Raw genomic sequence first — 20,873 nt, forward strand, 5'->3', positions numbered from 1 at the left:
ATCCGGCCATTAGGATGAGCGCTGTTCAATATCGCATCTCAACCGAAAGGACCATCATGGGCACCCGCCTGCCGGACTTGACACAAACACAATGGCGCATCGCCGACGCCGCCCTGCGCCACGCCGACAGCGACGCCGACAAGCGCGCCTGCTTCCCGGTGATGCACGAGCTGCGCCCGCATCTGCAAGACGAAGACGACTTCATGCAACGCATCGGCCGCGCTGCCGATGAAAGCTATCGCATCCTCGCCGCCTGGGAGGAGGGCCGCGTGGTCGCGCTGGCCGGTTACCGCTTCCAGGAAAACCTGGTCTACGGAAAATTCCTCTACGTCGACGACCTGGTGTCGGCCGAGGGACAGCGCGGCAAGCGCTGGGGCGAGCGCCTGCTGAAAGCAGTGGACGAGGTGGCGGCGCAGGCCGGCGTGGCGCGCGTGGTGCTGGACACCGGTATGGCCAACACCTTGGCGCAACGCTTCTACTTCCGCCAGGGCATGCTGACCGGGGCGCTGCGCTTCGGCAAACCGGTCGGGAGCGCGCAATGAAGATCTTGCATCTTTCCGCCAGCCCGCGCAGGGAAACGTCCAACGCATGGTGGCTGTCGCAGCAGATCGTCGGGCAGGTTGCACGCCGCAGCGCCGCCGCCGAAGTGCGTGTGCGCGACCTCTACGTCGACCCCATCGCCCACGTTGACAGCGAGTACGCCGACGCGCTCGGCTCACCCGTCTACGCCGGCGACGAGAACGCGGCCGGCGGCGCGCTGGCCACGTCGGAACAATTGATCCGCGAACTGGAGGCGGCCGACGTGGTGGTGATCGGCACACCCATGCACAACTACACCGTGCCCTCCACGCTGAAAGCCTGGATCGACCATGTGGTGCGCGTGCGCCGCACCTTTGCCATCACGCCCGACGGCAAGGCGGGCTTGCTGCGCGACCGGCCGGTCTACGTCGGCGTGGTGTCGGGCGGACGCTTCTCCGGATCCGGCGCGCGCCAGGCTGACTTCCTCACGCCCTATCTGAAGGTGGCGTTGGCCACCATCGGCCTGCATGACGTGCGCTTCTACAGCATGGAGGGCCTGGCGGCCGGCGCGGACATGGTGAGGGCAGAACGGGAACGTATTTCCATGGTGCTGGATACGGCGTTTTCAAGGGCCTGATGCGGCATTCACACCAGAAAAGCACAGAAAAATCCGGCGGCTGAGGTCGCCGGATTTTTTTTGAAAATATTCCCTTGAAAAGAAAAAAGCGCGTCCCTAGATCGGTACCAGCAGATGCTCAAACGCGAGGTCTGCCAACAAATCATCGCTTACCTGAAAGGATATTTTATGCGTAGCTTCGACTTCTCCCCCCTGTACCGCACCGCTATCGGCTTCGATCGCCTGGCCCAGATGTTTGACAATGCCCAGCGCGCTGATCAGCCCAGCTACCCGCCGTACAACATCGAACTGGTGGCCGAAGACAAATACCGGATCACGATGGCCGTCGCCGGCTTTGCCCGCGGTGAAATCGAGATCGAGACCGAGAACGAAACCCTGAAGATCATCGGCCGCAAGCAGAAGGAAGAGCAGCAAGTCAACTTCCTGCACCGCGGCATCGCGGCCCGCGATTTCGAACAGCGCTTCCAGTTGGCCAACCACATCAAGGTGGTCGGCGCGAACCTGGAAAACGGCCTGCTCAACATCGAACTGGTGCGCGAGATCCCGGAAGCGCTCAAGCCGCGCAAGATCGAAATCGGCGTGAACGACGGTAACGTGCAACGTCTGGATCGCGCCGCTGCCTGAGTCGCCGACGTTTCAATCCTGTCGTGAGAAAAGCCCGCCGTGTGCGGGCTTTTTTTCGTCCGGCCATATTGCTGTCGCGCGCAAAAGCAAGGGCGGCAGTGCGATAGGCATCATCGGCACACACGGATGAACACCCGCGGCAATTTATGTATAATCGCCGCAAATATTTTCACGAGGCCGCCCGGCCGCACGTGGAAATACGTAAGCGTTCACGTCAACCAACGCGTCCATCCGGCATCGCCTGCCTACTGCGACTTCGTCCGCATGCGATGCCATGACGCTATGGTGATCACTTGAAACGACACTTCCTGCCGCCGCAATTCCTGTCCCGCCCCGGCCACGCTTCTCCCTCAGTTGCACCCGCATCGACGATCGCATCGTCCTTGGTCCGTAAGGCCACGGGCTGCGCTTGCTTCCTTTCCCTCATCCTGCTCTCGCGTCGCACGGCGCAGCGCGCATCCGCTCAGCGAGGCTGATCATGTCCATGAACCTCCATACCAACCTGCATGAACGCTCCGCCGCCCGCAACCTGTTGCCGCTGGTGGTCATCATCTTCTCCGGCTTCCTCGCCATCGGCATTCCGCTGCCGGCCTTGCCGCTGCATGTGAACGGCACGCTGGGCTACAGCGCGGCGGTGGTCGGCTGGATCGTCGGCATCCAGTCCTTCGCCACCATCCTCACGCGCAAGTTCGCCGGCTCCTGGTGCGATCGCCACGGGCCGAAACAGTCGGTGTCACTGGGTTTGCCGCTGGCGTCCTGCGCCGGGCTGCTGTACCTGGCATCCACATATGTCGCCGACCCTGCGGGCAGCATTGCCGTGCTGACGCTGGGCCGCCTGCTGATGGGGCCGGCCGAGAGCCTGTTCCTGACCGGCACCATGACCTGGGGTATCGGCCGCGTCGGCATCGCCAAGACCGGCAAGGTGATGGCCTGGCAGGGCATCGCCATGTTCGCGGCATTGGGCATCGGCGGCCCGCTGGGCGTGGCGATCCAGCAGCGCTTCGGTTTTGCCGGCGTGGCCTGGAGCACCATCCTGCTGCCGCTGGTCGGCTTCGCGGTGGCGCGTTGCCTGTCCGCGCTGGCGGTCACGCGCGGCCATGTGCAGGGCTTGTCCTTCACCGGCGCGCTGGCGCTGATCTGGCGCTTCGGGCTGGCGCTGGCCTTGTCGGCCATGCCATTTGCCATCCTCACCAGCTTCCTGGTGTTGCTGTACGGCAGCTATGGCTGGCAGGGCGCCGGTTACGCCATCCTCGGGTTCTCGGCGGGCTACATCGGCGTGCGCCTGTTCTTTGCCCACCTGCCCGACAAGATCGGCGGCGCCCGGGTGGGCGCGGTGTCGGTGGCCATCGAGTTGTGCGGACAGGTGCTGCTGTGGCTGGCGCATGACCCGATGGCGGCGCTGGCCGGATCGGTGCTGACCGGCATCGGCTTCTCGCTGGTGTTCCCGTCCATGGGCGTGCAGGCGATGGCGCGCGTGCCGGCGCATTCGCGCGGGATCGCGGTGGCCTGTTTCATGGCCTTCATCGATGTGGCCTCCGGGCTGACCGGGCCCATCGTCGGTGTCGTGATCGGCTGGTACGGTTATCCGGCGGCATTTCTTGCCGGCACGCTGGCCTGCGTTGCATCACTGGTCGTAATGGCAACAAGCCGCCCACAAAAGCCCGCCAGTGTGGCGCAAGGCTGACTTATTTCCGCGCGGAACGTGACTTTCGGTTGACGCCGGTTACGTGCTTGGTTACGTTACGATGAAAAGCCGACCAAGACGCGGCGCGCCGCGAACCGCCGCGCCGCGCCGGCGTCCAACACGTTAATGAACATGCAATGCATGCGTATATTGCGTCGGACACAGGGAGAAACGCATGAATGACAATCCGTACCAGCACATCAATCCGGAGCCGCTGCTTGAAGCCATGGGCGGCGACGCCGGCGCCTGTCGCCACATGTTCGGCACCTTCGCCAAGAGCGCCCCGGCCACCTTCGGCCGCTTGGAAGCCGCCATCGCCGCGGACGATGCGGCCCAGGTCAAGCGCGAAGCCCACAGCCTCAAGAGCATGACCGCCCTGGTCGGGGCCGGCCCGTTGACGGACCAGCTCAAGGCCATCGAGCAGCTCTCCAAGGCGGAGCCGCCGCAAAGTGCCCAGCCGCAATTGCCGTCGCTCAAGAAACTGTTCAACGCCGTGGCGGCCGAGGTCAGCCAGTACGTGGAGCAAGTGGGCGTGCCGCACTGAGCAGGCTTGATGCGCCGGCCGCCGGCCGGAGTAATGACGCGGGCGGCAACATGACAAAGGGTTACGGGCATTGCGCCGGTAACCCTTTTTTCATGGATGCTCCAGCGCCATCAGGAAAAACCTCATTGCCCGACTGCGCTTCCTGACCAAGAATGATGGTTGTCCCGCCGTGCGATCCGCACAATATGGCGCCCACACAATACTTAACAGGGAGAAAGCATGGATTCTTTTCAGCAAGAAATTGATGAGCGGACCAATCTGACCGCCAACAACAAGTTCGAGCTGCTCCTGTTCCGGCTGGGGCGTCCTGTCGGCGACAACAGCCCGGGTGAGGGCGAGCTGTTCGGCATCAACGTCTTCAAGGTGCGCGAGATCGTGCCGGCGCTGCAGATCACCAAGCCGGCCGGCATGCGGCCGCCGCTGCTGGGCATGGTCAATGTGCGCGGACAGATCATGCAGGTCATCGATTTACCCGCCATCGCTGGCTGCGAGCCGCTGGCCGAACCCGGCATCCTGTTGATCACCGAGTTCGCGCGTCACACGCAGGCGTTCGCGGTGCAGTCGGTGGAAGATATTGCCCGCCTGGACTGGAGCCAGGTCTTGCCGGCCGAGTCGCGCAGCGCCAGCGACGTGGTCACCAGCATCGCGCGCCTGAGCGCGCCCGACGGCGGCAGCACGCTGGTGCAGGTGCTGGATGTCGAGCACATCCTCGACCTGGTGTCGCCGACCAAGGAAAGCGTCGCCGACCTGCCGCAGATCGGGGCCGGCATCCAGCTGCAGCCGGGCGCCGTGGTGGTGGCCGCCGACGATTCGCGCGTGGCGCGCGCCTTGATCGAAGGAAGCCTGAAGGAACTCAAGCTGCCCTTCGTGATGGCCAAGAACGGGCGCGAGGCCTGGGAAAAGCTGGAAGCGCTGGCGCGCGAGGCGGAGAAGGAAAACTGCCCGATCTCCTCCAAGGTGGCGCTGATGCTGACCGACCTGGAGATGCCTGAGATGGACGGCTTCACCTTGACCCGACGCGTGAAGACGCATGAAAAGTTGAAGCACGTTCCGGTGGTCATTCACTCTTCGCTCACCGGCAGCGCCAACGAGGATCATGTGAAAACGGTCGGCGCCGACGGTTACATCGCGAAGTTTTCGCCGTCCGATTTCGCGGCGGTGGTGCAAAAGGTATTGAGCGTGGCGTAACGACGTCGCGCAAAGAAAAACGGCCCCCGATGCAAATCGGGGGCCGTTTTCTTTTGGCGCTGCGCCCGCCGCATGTCGGCAGTGTGGCGTTCAAGCTTAAGCCAGGGCGCTCAGGCCGGCCGGCTTGATCTTCGATTCCAGCGCCTTGCCCTTGCGCGCGCGCTTGCCGATATGCAGGCCCAGCGCGGTTGCCGAGAGCGACACTTCCTGCGCCTTGCCGCCGCGACCGGCGCCGTAGACCAGCACGCCCTTCTGGCTGATGGCCTGGGCGCCCAGGAGCTTCTCGTTCTTCTCCAGCTCCATCAGGTTCACGCCGCGTCCGCCCGAGGACAGGGTCTTCATTTCGTCCAGGCCGAACACCAGCAGGCGGCCGTTGCCCGAGAGGCAGGCGACGGCGCCGGCGTCGGCGGCGACTGCGCGCGGCGCCAGCGGCAGGGCGCCTTCGTCCAGCGTGAAGAAGGCCTTGCCGCCCTTGACGCGGCCGAACATGTCGGAGGCCTTGGCGACGAAGCCGGCGCCGGCGTCGGAGGCCAGCAGCAGGGTGGTGTCGGCGGGGCCGGCGAAGTAGTGCAGGATGTTGCTGCCGCTGGCCAGCTCGATCAGCGTGGTGACGGGCACGCCGTCGCCGCGCGCGTTGGGCAGGGCGTTCACGGCGATGGTGTAGACCCGGCCGTTGGAGCCGAAGGCCAGCAGGTTGTCGACCGTGCGGCACTCGAAGGCGCCGTACAGGCCGTCGCCGGCCTTGAAGGTGAACTGCGCGGCGTCATGGCCGTGGCCGGTGCGCGCGCGCACCCAGCCCTTTTGCGAAATGATGACGGTCACCGGCTCATCGATCACCTTCTGCTCGAAGGTGGCGCGCTCGGCTTCTTCGATGATGGTGCGTCGCGCGTCGCCGTACTGCTTGGCGTCGCCTTCGATTTCCTTGATGACCAGCTTCTTCATCGAGGCCGGGTTGTCGAGCAGGTCCTGCAGCGTGGTCTTTTCACTGCGCAGCTCGGCCAGCTCCTGCTGGATCTTGATCGCTTCCAGGCGCGCCAACTGGCGCAGGCGGATTTCCAGGATGTCCTCGGCCTGGCGGTCGGACAGCTTGAAGGCGTCGATCAGCGCCGGTTTGGGTTCGTCCGACTCGCGGATGATCCGGATGACCTTGTCGATGTTGAGCAGCACCGCTTCCCGGCCTTCCAGGATGTGGATGCGGTCGTTGACCTTCTGCATGCGGAATTGCGTGCGACGGGTCACGGTCTCGAAGCGGAAGCTGATCCACTCGGTCAGGATGTCGGTGAGGCTCTTCTGGCGCGGGCGACCGTCGCCGCCGATCATCACCAGGTTCAGCGAGGCGTTGCTCTCCAGCGAGGTCTGGGCCAGCAGCGTGTTCATGAACTCGGTCTGGTCCTGGTTCTTGGACTTGGGCTCGAACACCAGGCGCACCGGTGCTTCGCGGCCGGACTCGTCGCGCACCGCGTCGAGCAGGCCGAGGATGGCGGCCTTCTGTGACTGCTGTTCCGGCGTGAGCGACTTCTTGCCCAGCTTGATCTTGGGATTGGTCAGCTCCTCGATTTCTTCCAGCACCTTCTGCGAGGACACGCCCGGCGGCAGCTCGGTGATCACCGCCTGCCACTGGCCGCGCGCCAGGTCTTCGATCTTCCAGCGCGCGCGCACCTTCATGCTGCCGCGGCCGCTCTGGTACATCTCGGCGATGGTGGATTTCGGGGTGATGATCTGGCCGCCGCCGGGGAAGTCGGGGCCGGGCACCAGTTCCATCAGTTCGGCATGGGTGATCTTGGGGTTGCGGATCATCGCCACCGCCGCCTTCGCCACTTCATTCAGGTTATGCGAGGGGATCTCGGTGGCCATGCCCACCGCAATGCCGGAGGCGCCGTTCAACAGCAGGAAGGGCAGGCGCGCCGGCAGCAGGCGCGGCTCTTCGGAGGCGCCGTCGTAGTTGGGCTGGAACTCCACCGTGCCCATGTCGATTTCATCGAGCAGCAGCTTGCTGATCGGGGTCAGGCGCGCTTCGGTGTAGCGCATCGCCGCGGCGCCGTCGCCGTCGCGCGAGCCGAAGTTGCCCTGGCCGTCGATCAACGGATAGCGCAGCGAGAAATCCTGGGCCATGCGCACCAGCGCGTCATACACCGACTGGTCGCCGTGCGGGTGCAGCTTGCCCAGCACGTCGCCGACCACGGCGGCGGATTTGCGCGGCTTGGCGGTGGCGTTCAGGCCCAGCTCGTTCATCGCGTACAGGATGCGGCGCTGCACAGGCTTCTGGCCGTCGGCGACGTCCGGCAGGGCGCGGCCCTTGACCACGGAAATCGCGTAGTCGAGGTAGGCGCGCTCGGCGAAGGTCGACAGCGTCAGCGAGTCGCCGTCCGGCGCAGGCGGGGTCTGTTCAAACAGGTTGGCTTGTTCGGTCATGTGTCTTGGTTGCAGACTGAGTATTGAATATTGATCGGGTTAATCGTGTTGATCGTTCAGCGGGCTTGCCGCGCCGGCGATGGCCTGCGGCGGCGGAGCCTCGGGCGCGGCCGCGCCCGGCGTGTGCGGCGGCAGCGTGACTTTCAGGCGCGCGGCGCGCGCGCCGGCGGCGAGTTCGGCCGCGCTGGGCGGGCGATACAGCTGGTAAAAGCGCGACACCAGCCGCACATAGCCCTGGGTCTCGGGATAGGGCGGGATCTTGTTGCCGTACTTCTGCACCGCGCCTTCACCGGCATTGTAGGAGGCGATCGCCAGCTCCGCGTGCTGCGGGAACATCGCCATCAGGTCGCGCAGGTAGCGCGCGGCCAGGCGGATGTTGATCTTCGGGTCGGTCAGTTTCTGGTGCAGGCTCTTGCGGCGGTCGCCCTGCAGGCCGTAGCGCTCGGCCGTGGCCGGCAACACCTGCATCAGGCCGACTGCGCCCTTGGTCGAGACGGCGCGCGCGTTGAAGCCCGACTCCGCCGTCATCACCGCCTTGAGCAGCGCCGCGTCCACGCCGAATTCGCCCGAGGCCTGGCTCAGCAGCTGGTCGTACTTGCGTGCGTCCGGATGGGCCATCATGGTCCGCACGAACGGCGGATCGGCGGCGGTGGCCTTGGCCTCCTTGCCGTGATGGTTCAGCGTGGCCGCGCTGCTGGCCATGAGCTGATCGCGATCGTCGACGCGCTCGGCGTAGAAGTGCACCACGCCCTGCGCATCGGTGTAGCGATAGACGATGCTCTTGCTGTCGGCGACCGCTTCCTTCTCCGCATGGGTGTGCGACACGCCGTCGGCGTCGGTATAGGTCACCATGCGCTGGGCCTGCGCCGGCGGCGCGCACAGCAGCAGGCCCGCACCCGTCAGCAGCAGGGTGCGGGCCAGCGTGCGGAGCGTGCCGCGCGGCGCCGGGATTGGCATGTCAGATATCCGCTTCGGCCTCGTTGCCGTGCTCTTCGATCCATGCGCGGCGGGAGGCGGCCTCGCCCTTGCCCATCAGCATGTTGAAGCGCTCTTCCGAGGTCTGCACGCCCGGTTCGCCGAAGCTGATCGGCAGCAGGCGGCGGGTGTCGGGGTTCATGGTGGTTTCCCACAGCTGCTCGGCGTTCATCTCGCCCAGGCCCTTGAAGCGGGAAATGCTCCAGGCGCCTTCCTTCAGGCCGTCCTTGCGCAGCTTGTCTTCGATGGCCTCCAGCTCGCCGTCGTCCAGCGCGTAGAGTTTCTGCACCGGCTTCTTGCCGCGCGCGGGGGCGTCCACGCGATACAGCGGCGGGCGTGCCACGCAGATGTTGCCGTTTTCGATCAGCTTGGGGAAATGCTTGAAGAACAGCGTCAGCAGCAGCACCTGGATGTGCGAGCCGTCGACGTCCGCGTCGGACAGGATGCAGATCTTGCCGTAGCGCAGGCCGGTCAGGTCGGGGGTGTCGTTGATGCCGTGCGGGTCGACGCCGATGGCCACCGCAATATCGTGAATCTCATTGTTGGCGAACAGGCGATCGCGCTCGGTTTCCCAGGCGTTCAGGACCTTGCCGCGCAGCGGCAGGATGGCCTGGAATTCCTTGTCGCGGCCCATCTTGGCCGAGCCGCCGGCGGAGTCACCCTCGACCAGGAACAGTTCATTGCGCGACACGTCCGAGGATTCGCAGTCGGTCAGCTTGCCGGGCAGCACGGCCACGCCGGAAGACTTTTTCTTCTCGACCTTCTGCGCCGAGCGCAGGCGGCTTTGCGCCTGCTTGATCACCAGCTCGGCCAGCTTCTTGCCGTAGTCGACGTGATGGTTCAGCCACAGCTCCAGCGCCGGGCGCGAGTAGCCGGCCACCAGGCGCACGGCGTCGCGCGAATTCAGGCGCTCCTTGATCTGGCCCTGGAATTGCGGGTCCAGCACCTTGGCCGAGAGCACAAAGGAAACCCGTGCGAACACGTCCTCGGCCAGCAGCTTGACGCCCTTGGGCAACAGCGAATGCATCTCGGCGAAGCTCTTCACGGCCGAGAACAAACCTTCGCGCAGGCCCGACTCGTGGGTGCCGCCGTTGGAGGTGGGGATCAGGTTGACGTAGGACTCGCGCACCACCGCGCCTTCCTCGGTCCAGGCCACCACCCAGGAGGCGCCTTCGCCCTCGGCAAAGCCTTCGGCGTCCTTGCCGGCGAACTGTTCGCCCTCGAACAGCGGGATCAGGGTCTCGCCGTTGCCGGTCTGGGCCAGCTGCTCCATCAGGTAACCGCGCAGGCCCTGGTCGTATTGCCAGCTCTGGCTGTCGCCGCTCTTGGCGTTGGTCAGCGTGACCTTCACGCCCGGCAGCAGCACCGCCTTGGAGCGCAGCAGGCGCTGCAGCTCGCCCAGCGGGATGGCCGGCGAGTCGAAATATTTGGCATCCGGCCAGACGGTCACGCGCGTGCCGGACTTCTTGTCTTCACGGGTGGCGGGCCGCGATTTCAGCTTCTCGATGACGTCGCCGCCGGAGAAGGCCAGCGTGTGTACGCCGGCTTCACGCCAGACGGTGATTTCCAGGCGCGTGGCCAGGGCGTTGGTGACCGACACGCCGACGCCGTGCAAGCCGCCGGAGAACGCATAGGCGCCGCCCGAGCCCTTGTCGAACTTGCCGCCGGCGTGCAGGCGGGTGAACACGATCTCGACGGTGGGCACCTTTTCTTCAGGGTGCAGGCCGACCGGAATGCCGCGGCCGTCGTCCTCGACCGAGACGCTGCCGTCGGCGTTCAGGGTGACGTGGATGCTCTTGCCATAGCCGCCCAGCGCCTCGTCGGAGGCGTTGTCGATGACTTCCTGGATGATGTGCAGCGGGTTTTCCGTCCGGGTATACATGCCCGGGCGCTGCTTGACCGGCTCCAGTCCCTTGAGGACGCGGATCGATGATTCACTGTAGTCGGACAGGGATGTTTTCTTGGTTGCCATGCAGTTCAGTAGTCGTGGCCTGTGGATGCCGGATAGTTGTGGTCTGGGTGTCGCCGTTGTTGCAGCGGTTGTTGCCGCTATTGCTGGCGCAGAGGCCGCGCTGGCCGCAAGGGCGGGTCGGCGCTGCGCTGCAAAAACGCATTCTAATGAAAATTCCGGGAGTCAGGAGATTGCCTTTTTGAAATATTGACTCAATGATAATTTCGAATCAGGGAAAGCTGCGCACCACCTTCCATTTCTTCTGGCTCACTTCATAGAGCGTGTAGCCCGGATTCAGGAGCCGGCCGTCGGCGTCGAAGGCGATGCGCCCGGTCACGCCCTCGTAGCTCATGGCGTGCAGCTGCGCCGAAATCGCCACCGGCTCGGTGGTGTTGCCGCGCCGTATCGCCTCGATCACCATGCCCGCGGCGTCGTAGGCATTGGCGACATACGGCATCACCGGCGCATGGAACATGGCGGTATAGGCTTTCTCGAAGCGGGCGAAGCCGGGCAGCTGCGACTCCGGCCGGTTGTGCGCCATCAGCAGCGTACCTTCGCGATAGCCGCCGGCGCCGCTATAGAAGTCGGTATTGAAGGCGCCGCCCGAGAGCATCAACTGCACCTTCAGATTGGCGCCGCGCAGCCGCTGCGACAAGGCGAAGGCCTGCTCCTGGATACCGGCGAAGTAGAGCAGGTCGGCCTTGTTGTCCCTGACCGTCTTGAGCACGGCGTTGAAGTCCGAAGTACGTGCGCTGATCGACACGCGCCCGGCCAACTGGCCGCCTTGCTTGCGCATCTCCTGTTCCAGCGCGTCGGCCACCGCCGCGCCCATGATCGAGCCGTTGTAGGCAATCGTGAGGCGCCGCTCGCCGCTGCCCATCCGGTTCACCGCCGCGGTCATATAGGTGGTGGCGTCGGTGATGTTGCCGATCAGCTGGAACACGTTCTTGTAACCCATCTGGGTCAGTCTGGGGCTGGGCGAGAATACCGCCAGTTCGGCCACGCCTTTCTCGGCGTAGACCTGGGCGCCGGCCAGCGTGGTCTCGGTGGTGTAATGGCCGACGACCGCCACCGCCTTGCCGGTGACCAGGGCCTGTGCGGCAAAGCCGGATACGTTCGGATTGCCGTTGTCGTCGTAGGCCAGCAGCTTGAATTCGAGCCGGCGTCCCTGGACTTGCACGCCGCGCTGGTTGGCCTCGGCGATGGCCAGCTCCACGCCTTGCTTCAAGGCTTGCGCATGCGGCTGCCGCTCGGGGCCGGCCCAGCCGATGATGACCTCTTCGGCCGCTGCAGTGCCGCCGGCCAGGCAGGCCAAGGCGACGCACAGAACGCGGGCCATGCGGCCGGGCGCGAGGCGTGATGCAAGATTGCGCCGCATGAAGCCCCTCCCTGTGAAAGATCTTGTCGTAAGGCCGTCAGTGTACATGCACATGCCGCAACGGCGCGGCTTTCCGGGCGGCAATGCGCGGCATGGCGGGCTTGCAAAAAGCAAACGCCGGCGCGTGGGCCGGCGTTGTGCGGGGCTGCCTGGCGCAGTGAAATCGTCAGCTCTTGAGCAAGGTCTCGACCGCCAGCGCGATGGACAGGATGCGTTTGTCGTGGCCGCCCGGCGCAGCCAGCGACACTATTTCTCAGAGCGTAAATGTCTTCGCAGGTAAGCAAGATTGAATACCAGGGCGCGTGCAGCGACGCGGTGGATGTTATGAGTAGCGGCGTCGGTGTTGTCAGGATCAGTAACGCGACCGCGCGTGGTGGGCAACGGCGCGGTATCGTTGGTCGATTGCTCATCACTGGCGTTCTCGGAAGTGATGCTGTTGGGTGCAGTCATTTGCGCCAGCTGTGCCAGCATGCGATCAGTGCGGACTTTGGCGGCTCCGTTGTGGTTGGATTCCAGTTCGGCCAACAGAAGGCCGAATTCCTGCTGGAACTGCGCGAAGGTCTTGGGGGCCATCAAGCTCAGGCTATAGTCATCTTCACGGTACCACTTGTCTTCGATCTCGCTCCATAGCTGACGGGCGAAGGCGGCCGCATTGAACGGTTCGGCGACACCGAGGACTGGGGCGAGGACGGGAATCCACCGTCCGTCAGCGCGCGCGATTGCCGCAATCTCCGCCTTGAGTTTGGGATCCTCTGTCTCGATATCGTAACTGCCGGGAAGTTGGTCGTTTTTGGTGAAGCCCTGCAGCTTTGCCATTCTCACGCCGGGCAGCTCGGGGCGGGGGAACGCGAAACCTTCGGCCCAGGTGCCGGGAGGCATGCCATAAATCCGTTTGTCGGTGGGAATGGTTGTGTCGATACGTGGCAGCCAACCGTAGCCTGCGCTGCCGTCGCCTTGTTTGAGGGAAGGACGCCATGCCTCTGGAGTGCGTAGATATCTTTTTCCGGCACCTATGATGAGTTTGGCGGCATCCCGTGAGCGCTTACGCCACTCGTTCATAGCCGCTTCGTCTTTAACCTTATCGCCTGTTTTTTTAGGATAAGACTCATCTGGCGGAATGATAAAAACCTGCAGGGGCACGCAGCAAATCCAGAAATAATCGATGTTTTGCTCAGCCTGTTTGCCATTGCTTAACCGATAGTGATAGAGGAACTGCCGCCCCTCTTCGTCCGTATCGATGGTGCTGCGTATCAGAGGATCAATCTTGTTTTGCAAGACATAGCGAAAGGCTCTGACACTGTCGGACTCAGTGTCGACCTCACGGATTTGCCAGGCGTTTCGGCCAGGGAGCGGGGTGATGCTGCTTTGCGACGATTCGGCACCAGGTGTTGACTGCGCGAACGCAGGCTGGCACAGGCAGGCCAGGATCAGGGTGCATTGCGTGGCAAGTTTCATGAGGTCATCCTTTCTTTTCTGCCGTCGTTTTCGCTTTTTCTTCGGCTTTGTTCATCCAGTTGCCTGCATCCTGGCAACTTTTCTTTACTGCGCCATTGGGGGCGGTGCCGACCAGATAGACGTGGAAATACTCCATGTCACGAGGAGGACCGTCATGCCAGAGAATTTTGGTGACGGGGAGTTTGTTGCTGAGTGCGCCGGGGTCTTTGGATTCGCTGCACTGATCTTTATAGGTTGCCGCCTTGGTTTCCAAGGTAATGCCGTTGGTACGTATATCCACGGCGGTGCCTGCGCCATGATCGAAATGCGAGGGTTTCCAGCTGCCCGCGATGTCGAATAGGCCACCCCAGGGTAATGCGGCGTCATTTACCCCGACCGGCTTCCAGCCGGCCTCATTCATCTCTTCAATTATTGTGTCCAGATTCCGTGCGGCTGTCTTGGTTAAATAATGCCTTTGCTCATGCTTTTCATTGCTCCCACCTACCAACTGTGCCGTTCCCGGTGCCGGCTCATACGGAGCCAGATCAGGCACCTTTACCGTCACCATTACCTCCGCGACACCGCAAGCGTCCTTCGCGCATTCCGCCTTGAGCCGATGCAGTCCCGTGAATTCCGACGCGGAGAAAAACAGCTTGATCCGTCCTTGGGCATCGGTGACCAAGGGCGCAGTGATCTCTCCTTGCTTGTCAGCAGGCAGGGCCTTCTTGTCCTCAAAGAGCACAGCCAGCGGGCGCTGGCCTTTATGCTTACGCTCGGGATGGCCGCCGGAGTCGTCTTCCACGGTCTGCGCCAGCTTCACGGGTTGACCGGCCAATGGCTTGCCGTCGGCGCCGACGATCTCGATCAGCAACGAACCTTGCCATGGCGCCAGCTTGGCTGGATTGAGCGTGTGCTTGTTCTTACCGTCGCGTTTGAGTTGAAACGGGGCATCGATTCCGGCCGGCTTCAATTCTTGAGGCGCGCTCATGCGAATGGCCTGGGGCTTGCTGCGTTGGCACCACCATTGCTGATCGTCACCCGTTGCCAGCGTATAACCGGTGTCGCAGGACTGGGCGCATTGGCGCTGCTCCGTTCGGGGGCGGGCCGGCTCGGGCAGCCCCGCCAGTTGTTGACCATGGGCATCGGGCCTGGCGGGCACGGGAAATCCATTGTCCGGTGGCCCGTTGCTACCCTCGGTCGCAGCGGCGCGTGCAGGGGCAAAGCCGGAGCGACCATCGCCATTGGGCGATGAAGGCGTATCCGCGCGAGGTGGGATGCAGCGGCTGGACGTGGGCATGTAACGGTCGCCTCGATCCTGCGCTTTCGCCTGATGCGGCGGTAGGCTGATCACCCAGACCAGTACTGCAGGCAATGTTCTTATCCATAGCCGAGAACGATTGTTTCCGGACGGGGCATGCCACTTCACTGATCTCTCACCCGGATCGTGTATTCCGAAATGTCGAGCATCAGCGCCGGCCGGGACAGCAGCGTCTTGCGATCAACCACGAGCTTCCAGGCATCATCTTTATCGGTAATACGGAAGAAGGCGACCACCCCCACATATTGGGTCGCTTGAGATAGCGGCATACTCAGACGAGTGCCGGTGTTGGGACTGACGGTCTGGGTGTCCGCGGACAAGGCATCGTAGGCCAAGGCGGTTCTGTCGCTTTTTAGCAAGGTGGCGTAGTCGGCCTGGTCGAATGCCTGGCGGTCTCGAAGCTGGTAGATGCGTGTGACGACGGAAAGGGCTCTACCTTGTCTGTCAGGGTTGGCGGTGTTATCGGTGACGATTCCGATAGTCAGCATCTCTTGCTTCTTCGAAAACACGGTTCGATAGGCATTGGTGGTGGCGTCGGACAAGGTCTGTATCGTGCTGCAGCCTGTGATCAGCGTGCTGAGCAAAAGCGCGATAAATAGTCGAAGCGGCATGGCTTCTCCAGTCAGAGTGAAAATAGGATGCGTTCGGCCTGCCATTGCCATGACCGGGAAATCCGCGGGACAGGTCAGGAGGGCATAAGATGGTAGAGGGCGGCTTGCTGACGTCGATCAGCGGGATGGTTATTTGCCGTGGATGTCGCAATATATTGAATTGCGATTCGACTCAATATTGGCCGAGGAGGTCTTCTAAAAGAAAAAGGCTTGCGCATGCGCAAGCCTTTTTGCCAAGCAAGATATGTATGCGGCTGATCAGCTGGCCAGCAAGCCTTCCACTGCCAGCGCAATCGACAGGATGCGTTTGTCATGCCCGCCCGGCGCAGCCAGCGACAGGCCGACCGGGGCGTTGCCCGGCTGGTGGCAGGGCAGGGAGACCGCGCAGCCGTCCAGGAAGTTGATCAGCGTCGGGTTGCGCAGGATCATGCCGTTGGCGCCGTAGTAGGCCTCGTCGCTGGCCTGCAGGTCGGCGATCTTCGGCGCCACCACCGGCACGGTCGGCATCACCAGCGCATCGAAGCCGTCCAATTGGGCTTCGGTATTGGCGATCCAGGCGCGGCGCGCGTGGATCACGTCCAGCAGGTCGGCCGCCCCCATGTCCTTGCCGCGCAGGATGCGCGAGACCACGCGCTGGTCGTAGCCGGCCTTGTTTTCCGCGATCAGCTCGCGGTGCCAGGCGTAGGCCTCGGCGGCGGTGAAGCCGCCCTTGGCGTTGATGGCGGCCAGCTCGGCGAAGGCCGGCACCGGCTTCTCGACGATCACCGCGCCGGCGGCTGACAGCTTGGCCAGCGCAGCCTTGTAGGCGGCGCCGACTTGCTCATCCATGCCGTCCAGCACCACATTGGTCGGGGCCAGCAGGCGCAGGCCGCGCAGCGGGTGCGGCAGCGGGGCGACGTACTCTTCGCCGGACAGCACCGCGTCCATGATGGCGCAGCACTCGACCGAGGCCGACAGCGGGCCGATCGAGTCCAGGTATGCCGACAGCGGCAGCACGCCCTTCATCGACACGCGCGAGGCGGTCGGTTTGAAGCCGGTCAGGCCGTTGAAGGCCGATGGGATGCGCACCGAGCCGCCGGTGTCGGAGCCGATGGCGGCGAAGGCCATGCCGTCGGTCACCGAGACCGCCGCGCCCGAGGACGAGCCGCCGGGGATGCGGCCGCCGTCGACGTTACGTTCCCATGCATTCTTGGGCGTGCCGTAGTGCGGGTTGATGCCCAGGCCCGAGTAGGCGAACTCGGTCATGTTGGTCTTGCCGATGACGATGGCGCCGGCATTGATCAGGTTCTGCACCACCACCGCGTTGACGAAGGCGGCGGGTTTGCCGCGCAGGACCACCGAGCCTGCCAGCGTGGTTTCGCCGGCGACGTCGAACAGGTCCTTCACCGACACCGGCAGGCCTTCGATGGGCGAGCGCGCCAGGCCGGCCGCGCGCAGCGTGTCGGAGGCGCGGGCGGCGGCGCGCGCCTGGTCGGCGTAGACGCTGGTGAAGACGCGCGCGCCTTCACCGTTGGCGTCGGCGATCTTTGCCAGCGTCTGCTCGGTCAGCTCGGCGGAAGTGGTGCGGCCGCTGTCGAGGTCGGCGGCGAGTTGGGACAGTTTGGGGAACATGGTGGCAGTTGTCTCTGATTTGCGTGGGTGGATGCGCGCGGGCGAAAGGGCGAGTATCGCATCAAACGGGCGGCTTAACGACGCTGGGTCCCGGCCTGCGCCGGGGCGACAATGAAGAGGTGGCATGAACCCTCGGCTGTTCGAGGCAATCCTCCGCCTGTCGTCCCGGCGCAGGCCGGGACCCGGCGTCGTTCGTCATGCGTCGACGGCGCCGGAGGCTCAGGCCATTTCAGGCAGCGACTCGGTCACATAGCTGTGGCGCAGCGCGCGGTTGCGGCGCGGGTCGAACAGCTCCATCGTGAACGACGCCGCCGGGCGGATGCCGCCGATGGCGCCGACGGTGCCGCAGGTCATGCCGCAGCCTTCGGGCAGGATGGCCTGGCCATCGGTGAAGCGCGCGATCAGGTCGGAGGGCGTGCGCAGCGAGGACAGCGGGCCTTCCTGGTACAGCACGGTGGCGCCGTTTTCCTCGATCCAGGAGCGGATCACCAGCTCATCCCAGTACTCGGCCACGTCCGACAGCTTCCACGCCGCCGCGCCCACCGGCTTGACGCAGGCCTGCTTGGAGAAGGCCACGCTGTGCGCTTCCAGCTTGCGGTCGGTGTGGTCCGAGGCGATCGACACATACAGCTCGCCGCCGGCGTTGAAGACGAAGGTCTCGACTTCGCCGGAGGATTCGCCGCCCAGCACCTGCACGTCCTTGTCCTGGCTCAGCTGGTTGGCCGAGACGCGGTAGAACAGCGGCACCGCGCTGGGGCGCGAGATGCCCAGCGCTTCCAGTTCTTCGATGTGGTGTTCGATGGCGGCCATGTCGCGGCCTGCCCAACCGGCGATGACCAGCTTGTTCAGTTCGGCGTCGATGACGGTATTGTCGGGGAGGGAGAAAGAGAGCTTCATGATGGTCACTTCTTCAAAACGATTGCAGGAGAATTGCGGGAGAAAAACAGCGCCGGCGCCGCAACGGCGGCAGCGGCGCGCAAGACTTATTGCTTCTTGACGAACACCACCACTAGGAAGCTGGCGATGAATTCGAGCGCGGCCACGAAGTACAGGCCGGAGGACAGCGAGCCGGTGCTGGTCTTGAGCGCGCCAATCATGTACGGCGCCACGAAGCCGGCCAGGTTGCCGATCGAGTTGATCAGCGCGATGCCGCCGGCGGCCGCGGTGCCGGCCAGGAAGGCGGCCGGGATCGACCAGAACACCGGGAACGCGGCCAGGATGCCGACCGCGGCGACGGTCAGCGAGATCAGCGCGACGGTGGCGTTGCCCAGCGTCAGACCGGTGGCGATCAGGCCGATACAGGCGATCAGGGTGGCCACGGCGCTGTGCATGCGGCGCTCGCCGGTCTTGTCGGAGTGGATGCCGTTCCAGATCATGGCCAGGGTGCCGGCGATGAAGGGAATGGCCGAGATCAGGCCGATCTGCAGGTTACCCTTGACGCCGATTTCCTTGATGATCGACGGCGCCCAGAAGGCGATGGTGGCGTTGCCGCTGACCACGCAGAAGTACACGGCGGCGCAGATCCACACGCGGTAGTTGGTGCAGGCGTCCTTGAACGAGAAGTGCTTGCCCGGGCCGGTGTTCTCGGCGGCCAGGGTGTCGGTGACGGCGGTCTTTTCAGCCTCGGTCAGCCACTTGGCGTTGGCCGGCTTTTCCGGCAGCCAGGCCAGCACGGCGAAGCCTGCCAGCAGCGAGGGGATGCCTTCGAGGATGAACAGCCACTGCCAGTTGGCCAGGTGGCCCACGCCTTCCATGCTGCTCATGATCAGGCCGGCGATCGGGCCGCCGACGGCGCCGGCGATGGCGAACGAGGTCATGAACAGGCCGTTGACGCGGGCGCGGCGCTGGGCCGGGAACCAGTAGGTCAGGTACAGCACGACGCCGGGGAAGAAGCCGGCCTCGAAGATGCCCAGCAGGAAGCGCAGGATGTAGAAGCTGGTCGGCGTAGTGACGTAGGCCATTGCCATCGAGGCCAGGCCCCACAGGATGGTGATGCGCGCCAGCGTCTTGCGCGCGCCGATCTTTTCCAGCAGCAGGTTGCTGGGCACTTCGAACAGGAAATAGCCGATGAAGAAGATGCCGGCGCCCAGGCCGTAGATCGCCTCGGAGAATTGCAGGTCCTGCAGCATCTGCAGCTTGGCGAAGCCGACGTTGACGCGGTCGATCCACGCCAGCACGAACAGGAACACCAGGAAGGGAATCAGGCGCCAGGCGATCTTGCGATAGGTGGCATCCATCGCCGTTGCGTTGCCGCCGGCCTGGTCGCGCGGGTCGAGCGCGGCGGATGTGGAATAAGACATGAAACTACCTCCCTAAGTGTTGAGCCCCGGCCGTGGCGGATCGATCACGGCCGCGTAAGTGTCTGGATAAAGATGTCTGGACTATTGCCGGCTGCCCGGCGCTGCTTTTGTTTTGCCTGGCGCATGCGTTTTCGGCGCACGGCAGGTGCCGGTCTTAAATTCAGTATGGGGATGTGCAATGCGCGCTGTCCAACAAGAAAATATGAACAGGAGTGATTGAAAAATCTTATGAGCGAAAGCGGGGCGTGCCCTGCTTCAGGATGGTGCTGCGCAGCATGGCTGATCGCGGGGTGAGCGCAAGCTGATCCGCGCCGCCGCGCAGCATCGCGTAAATCATTTGAAAGCAGCGCCGGCACGGCTGCCGCCGCTGCCGGACGCAGCCTCAGGCGATGCCGCCGTCGCCGTTGCCGGGTTTGCCGGCCGCCAGCGGCGAGGGCAGGCGGGCGATCTCGTGTCCCCAATTGAGTGCAAAGTCGGAGGCGGTTTCTTGTGCGATGCGGGCCACGCTTTCGGTCAGCGGATTCTCGTGGTCCGAGCGGAAGCAGGCGATCAGCGCCAGCGCCGGAAACTCGGTATCGACCCGCAGCACGTGCAATGTTTCTTCGTTCAACTCGCGCTGGATGATGGCCGGCGGCACCGCGGCGATGCCGAAGCCGTCGGTGGCCAGGCGGATCATGGTGGCCACCGAGGCGATGCAGTTCACGTGCAGCTCGCCGCGCTCGCTGCCCGAGAACAGGCGCTCGATCACCGCGTGCGGCCCCGAGTTGCGGGCAAAGCTGATCACCGGGAAGGCAGCCAGGTCGGACATGGACAGCGTCTCGCTGCCGATGTCGAGCTTGGGGCTGCCGACCCAGCGCATCGGAAATTCGCACAGCGCGATATTGCTGACCTGCGGCCCGATCACCGGCTCGGCCTGCAGCACCAGGTCGAGGTTGCCCTTGCTGAACTGCTCGTGCAGGTGGATGGTGGTGTCGCTGGCGATCTCGATCTGCAGGCGCGGGAAAGTCTTGTGCAGGCGGCCGAGGAAGTCCGGGAACCAGCTGTGGACGATGGACTCGATCACGCCGATGCGGATCACACCGGCGTAGACCTGCTTGTCGGACATGTCGTCCTTCATCTCGCGCATGAGCTTGACCATGCGCTCGGCATACACCAGCGCCTTGCTGCCGTCGGCGGTCAGCGCCACTTCGCGCGCGCTGCGGTCGAACAGGCGCACGCCGAAATCCTGTTCGAGCGAGGCGATGCGGCTGGAGACCGCGGCCTGGGTGGTGTGCAGGCGCTCGGCGGTGAGCCGGAAGTTGCGCAGCTTGGCCAGCCAGACGAAGGTTTCGAGGAAGCGGATGTTCATGGCGAAAGGCGTGAAGGCGAGGGCAAAAAGATGCCGGCGGGTAAGTCGAGGTCAGTCGGCGCAGCGGCGATTCAGGTCATGGCGAAGCCGCGCGAAGGAGCGTATTTTATCCGCAGCAGCGCGCATCGGCCTACGTCATTTTTGGTGCAATGCGGTAGAAAATGCTTCTATATCAGTGCATTTGACGGGCATTCCCGCAAGCTTCTGGTGCGTCATATCGATATTTGCTTTTTGAAAGTATTTTTTCTTTACTCCTAAATAAAATGAAAATATATTTACATTTTTTCGGCGGCGGGGCGTGACGCAAAGAGCGACCGGATAGGTAATTCGCGCGTTCCT

Annotated in this window: 17 protein-coding genes; 6 read left to right on the plus strand and 11 right to left on the minus strand. The window is 64.0% G+C overall.

Annotated elements, in window-relative coordinates; genetic code table 11:
* The first annotated feature begins 56 nt into the window (after window positions 1-56).
* The 6 genes from J8I26_RS01300 to J8I26_RS01325 all read left to right on the plus strand — a co-directional run bounded on the left by J8I26_RS01300 (window position 57) and on the right by J8I26_RS01325 (window position 5,196).
* The gene (locus J8I26_RS01300; RefSeq protein ID WP_209603325.1) at window positions 57-542 is read left to right on the plus strand and encodes a GNAT family N-acetyltransferase; all 486 of its coding nucleotides are present in this window, start codon (window positions 57-59) and stop codon (window positions 540-542) included.
* Complete coding sequence (locus J8I26_RS01305) at window positions 539-1,156, plus strand: NAD(P)H-dependent oxidoreductase (protein WP_209603327.1); 618 nt, start codon at window positions 539-541, stop codon at window positions 1,154-1,156. Before J8I26_RS01300 ends, J8I26_RS01305 begins: the two co-directional genes overlap by 4 nt.
* A gap of 168 nt (window positions 1,157-1,324) precedes the next feature.
* Window positions 1,325-1,780, plus strand: a complete 456-nt coding sequence (locus tag J8I26_RS01310) for an Hsp20 family protein (RefSeq protein ID WP_209603329.1) — start codon at window positions 1,325-1,327, stop codon at window positions 1,778-1,780.
* Between the two features lie 478 nt (window positions 1,781-2,258).
* Window positions 2,259-3,464, plus strand: coding sequence for an MFS transporter (locus tag J8I26_RS01315; RefSeq protein ID WP_209603331.1), 1,206 nt, complete (start codon window positions 2,259-2,261; stop codon window positions 3,462-3,464).
* Between the two features lie 175 nt (window positions 3,465-3,639).
* The gene (locus tag J8I26_RS01320; RefSeq protein ID WP_209603334.1) at window positions 3,640-4,008 is read left to right on the plus strand and encodes an Hpt domain-containing protein; all 369 of its coding nucleotides are present in this window, start codon (window positions 3,640-3,642) and stop codon (window positions 4,006-4,008) included.
* A gap of 219 nt (window positions 4,009-4,227) precedes the next feature.
* Entirely contained in the window at window positions 4,228-5,196 is a 969-nt protein-coding gene (locus tag J8I26_RS01325; RefSeq protein WP_209603335.1) for a chemotaxis protein, read from the plus strand.
* A gap of 96 nt (window positions 5,197-5,292) precedes the next feature.
* Here J8I26_RS01325 and parC read toward each other — a convergent pair whose 3' ends face one another.
* From parC to J8I26_RS01380, 11 genes are all read right to left on the minus strand, one after another.
* Window positions 5,293-7,608: a DNA topoisomerase IV subunit A gene (gene parC / locus J8I26_RS01330; RefSeq protein ID WP_209603337.1), complete on the minus strand. Its 2,316-nt coding sequence runs from the start codon at window positions 7,606-7,608 to the stop codon at window positions 5,293-5,295.
* A 39-nt stretch (window positions 7,609-7,647) separates the two neighbouring features.
* Entirely contained in the window at window positions 7,648-8,565 is a 918-nt protein-coding gene (locus tag J8I26_RS01335) for a lytic transglycosylase domain-containing protein (RefSeq protein ID WP_209603339.1), read from the minus strand.
* 1 nt (window position 8,566) lies between these two features.
* Window positions 8,567-10,555 carry a DNA topoisomerase IV subunit B gene (locus tag J8I26_RS01340; RefSeq protein WP_209603342.1) on the minus strand — a complete coding sequence of 663 codons (1,989 nt, stop codon included), beginning with the start codon at window positions 10,553-10,555 and terminating at the stop codon, window positions 8,567-8,569.
* Between the two features lie 208 nt (window positions 10,556-10,763).
* Window positions 10,764-11,912, minus strand: coding sequence for a branched-chain amino acid ABC transporter substrate-binding protein (locus J8I26_RS01345; RefSeq protein WP_209603344.1), 1,149 nt, complete (start codon window positions 11,910-11,912; stop codon window positions 10,764-10,766).
* Between the two features lie 246 nt (window positions 11,913-12,158).
* The gene (locus tag J8I26_RS01350; protein WP_209603346.1) at window positions 12,159-13,367 is read right to left on the minus strand and encodes a hypothetical protein; all 1,209 of its coding nucleotides are present in this window, start codon (window positions 13,365-13,367) and stop codon (window positions 12,159-12,161) included.
* A gap of 4 nt (window positions 13,368-13,371) precedes the next feature.
* Window positions 13,372-14,718 carry a hypothetical protein gene (locus J8I26_RS01355; protein ID WP_209603348.1) on the minus strand — a complete coding sequence of 449 codons (1,347 nt, stop codon included), beginning with the start codon at window positions 14,716-14,718 and terminating at the stop codon, window positions 13,372-13,374.
* Between the two features lie 50 nt (window positions 14,719-14,768).
* Window positions 14,769-15,275, minus strand: a complete 507-nt coding sequence (tssJ, locus tag J8I26_RS01360) for a type VI secretion system lipoprotein TssJ (protein ID WP_209603350.1) — start codon at window positions 15,273-15,275, stop codon at window positions 14,769-14,771.
* A gap of 258 nt (window positions 15,276-15,533) precedes the next feature.
* Window positions 15,534-16,886 (minus strand): amidase, encoded by a 1,353-nt coding sequence (locus J8I26_RS01365; RefSeq protein ID WP_209603352.1) that lies wholly within the window; start codon window positions 16,884-16,886, stop codon window positions 15,534-15,536.
* Between the two features lie 219 nt (window positions 16,887-17,105).
* Window positions 17,106-17,783 carry a DUF2848 domain-containing protein gene (locus tag J8I26_RS01370; RefSeq protein ID WP_209603354.1) on the minus strand — a complete coding sequence of 226 codons (678 nt, stop codon included), beginning with the start codon at window positions 17,781-17,783 and terminating at the stop codon, window positions 17,106-17,108.
* Between the two features lie 86 nt (window positions 17,784-17,869).
* Entirely contained in the window at window positions 17,870-19,123 is a 1,254-nt protein-coding gene (locus J8I26_RS01375) for an MFS transporter (protein WP_245200075.1), read from the minus strand.
* Window positions 19,124-19,568: 445 nt separating this feature from the next.
* Complete coding sequence (locus tag J8I26_RS01380) at window positions 19,569-20,534, minus strand: LysR family transcriptional regulator (protein WP_209603357.1); 966 nt, start codon at window positions 20,532-20,534, stop codon at window positions 19,569-19,571.
* Between the last annotated feature and the right edge of the window lie 339 nt (window positions 20,535-20,873).

Origin of the sequence: Herbaspirillum sp. LeCh32-8, from assembly GCF_017814915.1 — a bacterium.
Classification (GTDB): domain Bacteria; phylum Pseudomonadota; class Gammaproteobacteria; order Burkholderiales; family Burkholderiaceae_D; genus Herbaspirillum.